Source organism: Caulobacter sp. DWP3-1-3b2 (genome assembly GCF_049896325.1).
Taxonomy (GTDB): Bacteria; Pseudomonadota; Alphaproteobacteria; order Caulobacterales; family Caulobacteraceae; genus Caulobacter.
The window spans coordinates 239,057-249,983 of record NZ_JAFCUB010000002.1 but is presented as its reverse complement, the minus strand read 5'-3'; the positions used below and the strand labels follow the sequence as shown (position 1 = coordinate 249,983).

Genomic DNA, 10,927 nt, shown 5'->3' with positions numbered 1-10,927 from the left:
CGTCTCCTGTCTTGAGGAGGACGTGGCCGACCCACGCTCCTCTTCAGACAGGAGAACCCTGCTGCTCATCTTCCCCGAACGAACACCCATCCCGCGCTAGCGGGTTAGTACTTTGGCGCAACTCAGCTGCGCTTTCGTAGGGCGCGGGTGAAAATCTCGCCGCTTTCGACAAAACCCGTGGCGAGACAGAATGTGTGCAGATCCCCGGGCTCGGTCGGCGCGTGAAGCACAAGCTCGCCGCACCCCGCGGAGCGGGCGGCCTGGGAGACTGCCTTGAGAAGCAGGCGGGCGACCCCGTTTCGACGCCGGTCTGGATCGACGAGGAGGGCGGAGATCCACCCCACCTTCAGGTCGGCCGTGAGAACCGAATGCCAATGCACCGCGATGACACCCGACGGCGGACCCCATTCGTCGGCGATGAGCAAGGCCCCAGGTTGGTCCTGCATGGCGCTCAGGCGCGAGGCAAGTTTGTCCCGGGCGATGGTCAGGCCCGCTGTTTTGAGCAGTTCAACCAATCCGTCCACGTCGCCATTGTCGGCGGCTCGAATAGACAGGCCATGGCGGCTCGACATGGCGGTTGCGTCTCCTGGTCGCGCGGGGTTGCGGTCCTGGCCGCTCACGCGCAAGCCATAGAACGCCTGTCTGGCTGTTGGAAGCGCGCCAGGGTTCTGGTTTGGCGGCAACGCCGCGGGCCCACATCGATTTTGTGGAGGTCGTGAGCGGAGGTTTGCCGCTCAGGCGAAGCGCTCGATCAAAAAGCGCGCGCCGAGCTGGAGACCCGGCTCGTCGATGCTGTGGCCCAGACCTGGCGAGACGTGGGATGCGACCTCGAAGTCCAGGCCTTTGAGCTGGACGTCGGCCTGATGCAGGGCTTCGACGGGTAGGACCTCGTCGCGGTCGCCGTGGACCAGAAGGATCGGTGGCTGGGTCACGACCTCGGCGGCCAGGGCGTCGGGGTCGGCCAGCATGCCCGAGAAGCCGATGATGCCGGCCAGGGTCCTGGTCCGGCGCGGTCCGATGTGCAGCGCCATCATCGTGCCTTGGCTGAAGCCGACCAGCGCCAGCTTGTCTTCGCTGAGGCTGTGGGCGGCGAGCTGGGCGTCGATATAGGCGTTCAGGGCTGGGGCCGAGACGCGCACGCCCGCCGCGCGCGCCTGCGGCGCCAGGCTGGTCAGGGGCCACCATTGACGGCCATAGGGCACGCCGTCGCAGGGCTGGGGCGCGTCGGGCGCGAGGAACAGCGTGTCGGGCAGGGCCGAGGCCCAGTGGGGCGCAAGGTCGATGAGGTCCGCGCCGTTAGAGCCGTAGCCATGCAGGAAGATCACCAGCGACTTGGCCGGGCCGCCGGAGGCGGGCGCCGCGCGGGGACCATCGTGCGTGGGAATCTGGGTCATGGTGGTTCCTGATCGGTTTGGCGGCTGGGCGCTCTTTATAGCCGCGTGGATTTCGGCGCGCCTAGACTTGAACAGAGCGTCGTCGGATCGTTTTGCGACCTTCGTCGGCGGCGTGAACCTGCCGATCGCCTGTCTTTGTACGCCACGGTACGACCGGCCGATTTGGCTGTTGAGATCGGCCGGGTCTAGGTCTTCTTACTCGTCCCCGTAAGCAACGGGGACCCGCCGTGGACCTTTCCGAAACCAAAGCCGGACTTGAGCGCAGCCGCCAGATGCTGCGCACCGCCCTGGGCCCCAGGCTGCTGGGGTTGCTGGAGGATCCGGGCGTGGCCGAGGTCATGCTCAATCCCGACGGCCGCGTCTGGATCGACCGCTTCAATGTCGGCCTGGTCGACGCCGGGTTGACCATTGGTGCGGCCGCCGCCGAGCGAATCTTGCGGCTGGTGGCCCATCACGTGGCCGCCGAGATCCATGCGGATCGGCCGCGGCTCTCGGCTGAGCTCCCCGGCACGGATGAGCGCTTCGAGGGCCTGTTGCCGCCCCTGGTGGCCGCCCCGACCTTCTCCATCCGCAAGCCCGCCAGCCTGGTGTTCTCGCTCGGCGACTATGTCCGCGCCGGCGTGATGACCGAGCGGGAAGGGCGGGTGCTGGCCGCTGCCGTCGCTGATCGGGCCAACATCCTGGTCGCTGGCCCGACCTCCAGCGGCAAGACCACTCTGGTCAACGCCCTGCTGGCCGAGGTGGCCAAGACCGGCGACCGGGTGATCCTCGCCGAGGACCTGCGCGAGCTGCAGTGCGCGGCCCCGAATCAGGTGGCCCTGCGCACGCGCGACGGGGTGGCGAGCCTGTCGGACCTGGTGCGTTCGTCCCTGCGCTTGCGGCCCGATCGCATTATCATCGGCGAGGTGCGCGGGGCCGAGGCCCTGGACCTCATCAAGGCCTGGGGAACAGGCCACCCCGGCGGGGTTGGCACGCTTCACGCCGGCTCGCCGCTGGGCGCGCTCCTGCGGCTGGAGCAGTTGATCCAGGAAGCCGTGGTCACCGTGCCACGCGCCCTGATCGCCGAAACCATCGACCTGATCGCGGTCCTTTCCGGGCGAGGGCGACAGCGTCGCCTGGCGGACCTCGCGCGTCTGGACGGCCTGGCGTCCGACGGCGCCTACCAGCTCAGCCCTGCCTGAGATCCCGCCCCTAAAACCCCGGAGTTTTCCATTGTTCCACCGACATCGCGCGGCGGCTTCGCCGCACGCAAACCCTCACCCGCGCCCGCTGCTCAGCGGCTTGATGCTGGCCTCGCTCCTCGTGGCCGGCAGCGCCCAGGCCGCCGGCTCGTCCATGCCCTGGGAAGAGCCGCTGCAGCGCATCCTCGAGTCGATCGAGGGATCCGTCGCCAAGATCATCGCAGTGATCATCATCATCGTCACCGGCCTGACCCTGGCCTTCGGCGAGACCTCCGGCGGCTCGCGCAAGCTGATCCAGATCGTCTTTGGGCTCAGCATCGCGTTTGCCGCGTCCAGCTTCTTCCTGTCGTTCTTTTCGTTCGGCGCAAGCCCAGGCCTATCCGGTCAGCGCCTTTCCCGATCCGGTCTCGGCCTTGGTCGACGAGGAGCGCAAGGCCGCCTTCGTCCAGACCGGCGATCACTTCGAGAGCCGCTACTTCCTGACCCTGACCTATCTGCCGCCGGCCGATCGCCGAGGTCGCAATGAGAGTCTGTTCGTTGAGGGCCGAGCCCGGGCGGGGCTCGATTGGCGCGCCGAGCTGGCCGGCTTCGTTGATCGCTCCGATCGCCTTCTGGCCCTGCTGGATGGCCTGATGCCCAAGGCCGACTGGCTGACTGACGCCGCGACCTTGAGTTTCCTGCACGGGGCGGTCTCCACCACCCGCTAGGCGGTGGGTGTTCCCACGACGCCCATGCACCTGAACGCCCGGCCGGCGACGGAGGCCCTGACGGGCGGGCTCTAGCCGCGCCTGGGCCTCTTGTACCTGCGGGTCCTGACCCTGACCGGCTTCCCGTCCGCAACGGCCCCGGGCCTGCTCGACGAGCTCAATCGCCTGGGCATGACCTATCGCTGGACCACCCGGGCGATCTGCCTGGACAAGACCGATGCGGCCAGCCTGCTGGGCAAGATCCGGCGTCAGTGGTTCGCCAAGCGCAAGTCGGTGCTGGTCCTGCTGCGCGAGGCGCTGACCCAGGAGCCGTCGCCGCTCGTCGATAACGACGCGGCCAACAAGGCCGCCGACGCCGATCTGGCCCTGCAGGACCTTGGCGGCGACGCGGTGGCCTATGCCTATGTCACCGCCAGCCTGGTGGTCTGGGACGAGGACGCAGGATTAGCCGCCACCAAGCTGGCCCTTGCCGAGAAGGTCATCCAGGGCCGCGACTTCACCGTCATCCGTGAGAGCGTCAACGCCGTGGAGGCCTGGCTGGGTACCATCCCGGGTCATGCCTATGCCAATGTCCGCCAGCCGCCGCTCTCGACCCTAAACCTTGCCCACATCGCCCCGATGTCGGCGGTCTGGGCCGGGCCTGCGCGCAACGCCCATCTGGATGGCCCGCCTCTACTGATCGCCAAGACGGCCGGCTCGACCCCGTTTTGGTTGAGCCTGCATGTCGGCGACGTCGGCCACACCCTGATCGTCGGGCCGACCGGAGCGGGCAAGAGCGTGCTGCTGGCCCTGCAGTTTCGGCGCTACCCGCAAGCCCGGGTCTTCGCCTTCGACTTCGGCGCCTCCAGCCGGGCGGCCGTGCTGGGCATGGGCGGGGAGTTCCACGACCTCTCCGGCGACGGCGGGCCGGCCCTGACCCTGCAGCCCCTGGCGCGCATCGACGAGCCCGACGAGCGGGGTTGGGCGGCCGGCTGGCTCGCTGCGGTTTTGGCGCGGGAGGGCGTGGCCATCACCCCGGCCGTGCGCGACCACCTCTGGGCGGCGCTGGCGAGCCTGGCCAGCGCGCCGGTCGCCGAGCGCACCCTGACAGGCCTGGTGGCCCTGTTGTCGAACCAGACGCTCAAGGCCGCGCTCGGGCCCTTCATCCTGAGCGGACCGTTCGGCCGGTTGCTTGACGGCGCGGGCGAGGCGTTCGGGAAAGCCAGCGTCCAGGTCTTCGAGACCGAAGGCCTGGCGCGCGGCGCGGCTGCCCCGGCGGTCCTGGCCTATCTCTTTCACCGCATCGGACGGCGGCTGGACGGTCGGCCGACCCTGATTCTGATCGATGAAGGCTGGCTGGCGCTCGACGACCCGGCCTTCGGCGCCCAGCTGCGCGAGTGGCTTAAGACCCTGCGCAAGAAGAACGCATCGGTGATCTTCGCCACCCAGTCGCTGGCCGATGTCGTCGAAAGTCCAATCGCCGCCTCGATCGTCGAGAGCTGCCCGACCCGGATCTTCCTGCCCAACCCGCGCGCCCTGGAGCCGCAAGGGGCGGCGGCCTATGCCCGGTTCGGATTGAACGATCGGCAGATCGAGATCCTCGCCCGGGCCACGCCGACCCGCGACTACTACCTGCAATCGCGGGTCGGCGACCGCCTGTTCGACCTGGGTTTGGGGCCCGTGGCCCTGGCCTTTTGCGCAGCCTCCTCCAAGGCCGACCAAGCCGCGATCGGCGAGGTCTGGCCGCCCATGGCCCCGAAGGCTTCGCCGCCGCCTGGCTGCGTCGCCGGCGCTTGCCCTGGGCCGCCGGACTGCTGGTCGGCTCCTCGGCGGACGCCACGCGCGCGCCCCGTCACCTTCCAACCCCCTCATCGGAGATGCTGTCATGACCCTGACCCGACGCCGTCTGGCGGCGGCGCTTCTGGCCGGCCCGGCCCTGGCCGGTCGCCCACGACGAGGTCCATGTTTTCTGGTCGCGCTAGGCGCCGGGCAGGAGGTACATGAGCGCCCAGGCGGCCGCGCCGACGATCAGCGCCACGGCGAGCAGGCTGGCCCAACCGGCGGGGGTCAGCAGGCGGGCGGTGGGGCGAAGGCGAGGGGGCATGGAGAGAACCTAGAGCAGGGCGGAACGGCGCGCTAGCCGATCAGCGCCAGTTGGGGCAGGCGCTCGGCCGGCGCGGCTTGGAAATTGGACACCGTCACCCCGACCAGGCGGACGCCCTTGGGCCAGGGCAGGACCGAGCCGATCAGGTCGCGGCCCAGGCGGCGCAGGTGCTCGCGGTCCGCCACCGGGCCGGGCGCCGAGCGGCTGCGGGTCGCTTGCTGGAAATCGGCGAACTTGATCTTCACCGTCACCGTGCGGCCAAACGCCTGGGCGGTCTCGCACCAGCCCCAGACCTTGTCGGCCAAGGCCAGGACCTCCGCCTCGATGGCGGCCGGGTCGGTCAGGTCGGTCTCGAAGGTGGTCTCCGAGCCCGATGACTTGCGCACTCGCTCGCCATTGACCGGGCGATGGTCCTCGCCGCGCGCTATGGCGTGGTACCAAGGCCCAGACTTACCGAAATGCTGCTGCAGGAAGGTCAGCGACTGGCGGTTCAGGTCCTCGCCGGTGTGGATACCCAGGCGCTTCATCTTAGCTTCGGTCACCGCGCCGACGCCATAAAAGCGGCCGATCGGCAGGGTCTGGACAAAGGCTTCGCCCTTGCCCGGCGCGACCACGAACTGGCCGTTGGGTTTTCGCTGGTCGGAGGCCAGCTTGGCCAGGAATTTGTTGTAAGAAATCCCCGCCGAGGCCGTCAGGCCCGTGGCCTCCAGGATGCGGGCGCGGATTTCCTTGGCCGTGTCGGTGGCGGTGGCCAGGCCCGCGCGATTGGCGGTGACATCCAGATAGGCTTCGTCCAGCGATAGCGGTTCGATCAGGTCGGCATAATCGGCGAAGATCTCGTGGATCTGGCGCGACACGGCCTTGTAGACCTCGAACCTGGGCGGCACGAACACCAGCTGCGGACATTGGCGCAGCGCCGTGGTCGAGGGCATGGCCGAACGCACCCCAAATTGGCGCGCCTCGTAGCTAGCGGCGGCCACCACCCCGCGTCGCGCTCCATGGCCAACGGCAAGGGGGCGGCCCTTCAGGCTGGGATCGTCGCGCTGTTCCACCGACGCATAGAACGCGTCCATGTCGATATGGATGATCTTGCGCGGGAACTTGGTCATGACGACCCCGACCCTAGCAGAGCTAGAACGGAACAGGAACTGTTCGCTGCTTGAGTCTGGCTTTACCCCGGTTCGCCGGCCATCATGTGGAAGAGCGCCAATTATCGATTGAAGCCGTCGTAATGGGCGTCCGAAAAAGATGCGAAAGTCAGCAAATTTGGGCGACTATAACGCGAATTTTATGTCAAAAAGTCTAAGTTAAAACAAGGGTTTAGCGCGATCCAAAATGACGTAATCGGTGACGGCGTTTAACGAAACGTACAGTAGGAAAAGTGGGTCAAAATAGCCGCTTGGCTGAACCGTTGATGATTGAATGGGAATGACGGGGCGTCGTTTCTAGGCTGATCCGGCCGCTGGCTTTGCGTTCGCTGTAGCGATCAACCAGGTAGTCGGCACGGTCTCGGGTCAGCAGCGTGAATTTCACCAGCTCCTCCATCACGTCGACGACGCGATCGTAATAGGCGGAAGGCTTCATGCGGTCGTTATCGTCGAATTCCTTGTAGGCCATCGCGACCGACGACTGGTTGGGGATGGTGATCATCCGCATCCAGCGACCCAGCAGGCGCAGGGTGTTGACCGCGTTGAACGACTGTGAGCCCCCGCTGACTTGCATGACGGCCAGGGTGCGGCCCTGGGTCGGCCTCACGCTGCCGATCTCCAGCGGGATCCAATCGATCTGGGCTTTCATGATCCCGCTGATGGCGCCGTGGCGTTCCGGGCTGCACCAGACCTGGCCCTCGGACCATAGCGACAGCGCCCGAAGCTCCTGGACCTTGGGATGGTCCGGACCCGTCGCGTCGGGGAGCGGCAGGTCGCGCGGATCGAAGATCCTGGTCTCGCACCCCAGCAGTTGCAGAATGCGCGCCGCCTCCTCGACCAGCAGCCGGCTGAACGAGCGTTCGCGGAGTGACCCATAGAGCAGCAGGATCCGAGGCGCATGAGCCGCGGGCGCCTTTGGCTCAAGCTGGCCCTGCGTTGGCGCGGTGAGAAATTGCGACTGGAGCGCGGGCAGGTCGGTCATGATTTCCAAATTCCTCGAACTGTCTTGGCTTCGTCACACGTTTCCATTAAATTAGAAATATGGAATCTAAGGTCGCCGTCGCAAGTCTCTCCGCACTCGGCCACGAAGGCCGGTTGGCGATCTTCCGTCTGCTCGTCAAGGCTGGCGACCTGGGCGTTTCGGCCGGCGAGATCGCGCGCCAGCTTTCGATGATCCCCAACTCCCTGTCGGCCAATCTCAATGTTCTGAGCCATGCCGGACTGATCGTGTCTCGCCGCGATGGCCGCTCGATCATCTATTCGGCCGCCTACGGCGCGATGACCGGCCTGCTGGGCTTCCTGATGGAAGACTGCTGCGGCGGCAATCCCGAGATTTGCGCGCCCCTGAACGAAATCGTCGCCCGGGCCGCCGAGTGCGATGGGACCTGCCTTGTCGAATTGGAGACAGCATGACCGCCACCCAAGCTGACGTGAAGCACGTCCTGTTTCTCTGCACCCACAATTCGGCGCGATCGGTTCTGGCCGAGTCGATCATGAACCGGGTCGGAGCTGAGCGTTTCAAGGCCTATTCGGCCGGATCGATGCCCAGCGGCACGATCAATCCCTACGCCATCAACCTGCTCAAGCACCTCAACTACAAAACCGACACCCTGCGCTCCAAGGCCTGGGATGAGTTCGCCAAGGCGGGCAACCCCGACGCGCCGGATCTCGATTTCGTGTTCACCGTTTGCGACAACGCCGCCGGGGAGGTTTGCCCGATTTGGCCCGGCCAGCCGATGAGCGCCCACTGGGGCATTCCTGATCCGTCAGCGGCCGTCGGAACCGAGGCTGAGATCGCCTTGGCCTTTGCTGAAGCCTATCGCCAACTCAACAGCCGCATCACCCTGTTCTGCGCGCTGCCGATGGCGTCGATCGACAAGATGTCGCTGCAAAAGCGGCTCGACGAAATCGGCAAGTCCAGGGCGCCCGACGAGCCTGCCGCCTAACGCTCTTCCTCCGACCAAGGCTGCTTCATGTCTATTTTCGAACGCTACCTCACCGTTTGGGTGGGGCTGTGCATCATCGTGGGCGTCGCCCTTGGCCACTTCTTCGCGCCGGTCTTCCACGGGATCGCCGCGCTTGAGGTCGCCCAGGTCAACCTGCCGATGGCCGGCCTGATCTGGCTGATGATCATCCCCATGCTGATCAAGGTCGATTTCGCCGCCCTGGGCGAGGTCAAGAACCACTGGCGCGGGATCGGCGTGACCCTGTTTATCAACTGGGTGGTCAAGCCGTTCGGCATGGCGGCGCTGGGCTGGGTGTTCATCGCCCATGTCTTCCGCCCCTACCTCCCGGCCGACCAGATCAACAGCTATATGGCCGGCCTGATCCTGCTGGCGGCGGCTCCTTGCACGGCCATGGTGTTCGTCTGGAGCAATCTGACCGACGGCGAGCCCCACTTCACGCTCAGCCAGGTGGCGCTCAATGACACCATCATGGTCGTGGCCTTCGCGCCCATCGTCGGCCTGCTCCTGGGCCTGTCAGCCATCACCGTGCCGTGGTCGACCCTGACCCTGTCGGTCGGGCTCTACATCCTCGTGCCGGTGATCGCCGCTCAATTGATCCGGAAGGCGCTGCTGTCGTCCGGCGGTCAGGCCGCGCTGGACGCCTTGATGTCCAATCTGCAGCCGCTGTCGATGATCGCCTTGCTGGCGACGCTGGTCCTGCTGTTTGGCTTCCAGGGCGACCAGATCCTCAAGCAGCCACTAATCATCGCCATCCTTGCCGTGCCGATCCTGATCCAAGTCTATTTCAACTCTGGCCTGGCCTACATTCTCAACCGCCTGACTGGCGAAGCCCACTGCGTCGCGGGCCCGTCGGCCCTGATCGGCGCCAGCAACTTCTTCGAGCTGGCCGTGGCCGCCGCGATCTCGATCTTTGGTTTCCAGTCCGGGGCTGCGCTAGCCACTGTGGTCGGGGTTCTGATCGAGGTCCCGGTTATGCTGTCAATCGTCGCGATCGTGAACGCCAGCAAGCCTTGGTACGAGCGCGGCGCCGCAGTTCGCAAGCTCTCGCTAGGCCGTAAACCCCTTTCTTCCTCTTCGCACCGGTGACCCATGAGCGACGCTGACTTTCCTGTGGTGATCTTTCACAATCCCGCTTGTGGTACGTCTCGCAACGTCGTCGAGATGGTCCGCTCCGCCGGCTACGAGCCCAAGATCGTAGAATATCTGCAAGCCGGCTGGACCCACGATCAACTGCGCGAACTGGCCGGCGAAGCCGGCCTGACCTTCCGCCAGTTGATGCGCGAAAAGGGCACGCCAGCCGCCGAACTTGGCCTGCTGGGGGACGGCGTCAGCGAGGATGCGATCCTCGACGCCATGGTCACAACGCCAGTTCTCGTTAATCGCCCGCTGGTGGTCACGTCCAAGGGCGTGAAGCTGTGTCGGCCGTCCGAAGTCGTCTTCGATCTGCTCGATCGCAAGCCCGACAGCTTCACCAAAGAAGACGGTGAAGTCGTTTCCCTGACCGCCAACCCCCAAGACTGATCAGGAACATCCCGATGAAAATCTTGCTAGGCGTCGTCGCCGCCGCAGCCCTTCTGATCGGCGCCTCGACCGCCTAGGCCGTCCGGGACACGGTTTGGGCGGTGGGATCCTCGACCGTCTATCCGCTCTCCATCACCGTGGCAGAAGCTTTCCACAAGAAGACCGGCTAGAAGCCGCCGCGCATCGAGAGCCTGTGCGCCGGCGGCGGCTTCTAGCGCTTTTGCGCCGGGACCGGCGACAAATTCCCTGACATCGCCAGCGCCTCGCGCCCGATGACCAAAGCCGAGTTCGCCGCCTGTCAGGCGGCCGGGGTGAAAGGCATCGTCGAACTGAAGATCGGCCTGGACGGCATCGTGGTCGCCACCGACGACAAGTCGCCCGACTACGCCTTCAAGCTTGAACACCTATACTTGGCACTTTCCGCCAACGTGCTGCGCGGCGGCGACCTCGTGAAAAACCCCTACAAGCAATGGAACGAGGTCGGCGCCGAACTGCCGGCCAGCAAGATCATCGTCTATGGTCCGCCCGCCAGCTCGGGTACTCGCGACGCCTGGGTGGACCTGGCCATCGAGCCGGGGGCCCGCAAGTTTCCGACCAACGAGGCGCCGCGCGCTCAGGATCCGGCGGCCTTCAAGGCCAAGGTCGATCCGATGCTGTCGGACGGCGGCTGGGTCGACGCCGGCGAGAACGACGAGGATATCGTCGGCCTGATCGAAAAGATCCCCGGCACGCTGGGGGGGGCTATTCGTTCCTTGACGAGCACAAGCGGCAACTGAAGGCCGCCTCCATCAATGGCGTCAAACCCACCCCGCAAACCATCATCGACGGGTTCTACCCCTGTCTCGCCCGCTCTACATCTACGTCAAGAAGGCTAATGTCGGCGTGACGGCGTGACGGCGTGCCTGCGGGAATTCGTGGCCGGGTTC

At 66.0% G+C, this 10,927-nt stretch carries 11 protein-coding genes and 2 pseudogenes; 8 read left to right on the top strand and 5 right to left on the bottom strand.

What is annotated here, in order from left to right; translation table 11 throughout:
* Window positions 1–122 precede the first annotated feature (122 nt).
* Both ACP7AG_RS02565 and ACP7AG_RS02560 read right to left on the bottom strand, forming a co-directional pair.
* Window positions 123–572, bottom strand: coding sequence for a GNAT family N-acetyltransferase (locus tag ACP7AG_RS02565; RefSeq protein WP_426029684.1), 450 nt, complete (start codon window positions 570–572; stop codon window positions 123–125).
* A 162-nt stretch (window positions 573–734) separates the two neighbouring features.
* Entirely contained in the window at window positions 735–1,394 is a 660-nt protein-coding gene (locus ACP7AG_RS02560) for an alpha/beta hydrolase (protein ID WP_426029683.1), read from the bottom strand.
* Window positions 1,395–1,666: 272 nt separating this feature from the next.
* Here ACP7AG_RS02560 and trbB point away from each other — a divergent pair, with 272 nt between their 5' ends.
* The 3 genes and pseudogenes from trbB to trbE form a co-directional block, all read left to right on the top strand.
* Entirely contained in the window at window positions 1,667–2,575 is a 909-nt protein-coding gene (trbB, locus tag ACP7AG_RS02555) for a P-type conjugative transfer ATPase TrbB (protein ID WP_426029688.1), read from the top strand.
* A 103-nt stretch (window positions 2,576–2,678) separates the two neighbouring features.
* Window positions 2,679–2,939 (top strand): annotated as a pseudogene (locus ACP7AG_RS02550) (TrbC/VirB2 family protein); the annotation flags it as partial.
* A gap of 1 nt (window position 2,940) precedes the next feature.
* Window positions 2,941–5,150 (top strand): annotated as a pseudogene (gene trbE / locus ACP7AG_RS02545) (conjugal transfer protein TrbE); the annotation flags it as partial.
* Window positions 5,151–5,239: 89 nt separating this feature from the next.
* Here the strand turns inward: trbE and ACP7AG_RS02540 are convergent.
* The 3 genes from ACP7AG_RS02540 to arsH all read right to left on the bottom strand — a co-directional run bounded on the left by ACP7AG_RS02540 (window position 5,240) and on the right by arsH (window position 7,495).
* On the bottom strand, window positions 5,240–5,365 hold the full coding sequence (locus ACP7AG_RS02540) for a hypothetical protein (RefSeq protein WP_426029682.1): 126 nt from the start codon (window positions 5,363–5,365) through the stop codon (window positions 5,240–5,242).
* Window positions 5,366–5,397: 32 nt separating this feature from the next.
* On the bottom strand, window positions 5,398–6,474 hold the full coding sequence (gene dinB, locus ACP7AG_RS02535) for a DNA polymerase IV (RefSeq protein WP_426029681.1): 1,077 nt from the start codon (window positions 6,472–6,474) through the stop codon (window positions 5,398–5,400).
* A 277-nt stretch (window positions 6,475–6,751) separates the two neighbouring features.
* Window positions 6,752–7,495 carry an arsenical resistance protein ArsH gene (gene arsH, locus ACP7AG_RS02530; protein WP_426029680.1) on the bottom strand — a complete coding sequence of 248 codons (744 nt, stop codon included), beginning with the start codon at window positions 7,493–7,495 and terminating at the stop codon, window positions 6,752–6,754.
* Window positions 7,496–7,554: 59 nt separating this feature from the next.
* Here arsH and ACP7AG_RS02525 point away from each other — a divergent pair, with 59 nt between their 5' ends.
* From ACP7AG_RS02525 to ACP7AG_RS02505, 5 genes are all read left to right on the top strand, one after another.
* Window positions 7,555–7,926, top strand: coding sequence for an ArsR/SmtB family transcription factor (locus tag ACP7AG_RS02525; protein WP_426029679.1), 372 nt, complete (start codon window positions 7,555–7,557; stop codon window positions 7,924–7,926).
* Window positions 7,923–8,459 (top strand): arsenate reductase ArsC, encoded by a 537-nt coding sequence (locus ACP7AG_RS02520; protein WP_426029678.1) that lies wholly within the window; start codon window positions 7,923–7,925, stop codon window positions 8,457–8,459. The genes ACP7AG_RS02525 and ACP7AG_RS02520 overlap by 4 nt, the downstream gene beginning before the upstream one ends.
* A gap of 27 nt (window positions 8,460–8,486) precedes the next feature.
* Complete coding sequence (gene arsB, locus ACP7AG_RS02515) at window positions 8,487–9,566, top strand: ACR3 family arsenite efflux transporter (protein WP_426011319.1); 1,080 nt, start codon at window positions 8,487–8,489, stop codon at window positions 9,564–9,566.
* Window positions 9,567–9,569: 3 nt separating this feature from the next.
* Window positions 9,570–10,001: an arsenate reductase (glutaredoxin) gene (arsC, locus tag ACP7AG_RS02510; protein ID WP_426029677.1), complete on the top strand. Its 432-nt coding sequence runs from the start codon at window positions 9,570–9,572 to the stop codon at window positions 9,999–10,001.
* A gap of 272 nt (window positions 10,002–10,273) precedes the next feature.
* Window positions 10,274–10,777 (top strand): substrate-binding domain-containing protein, encoded by a 504-nt coding sequence (locus ACP7AG_RS02505; protein WP_426029676.1) that lies wholly within the window; start codon window positions 10,274–10,276, stop codon window positions 10,775–10,777.
* Window positions 10,778–10,927: the final 150 nt, after the last annotated feature.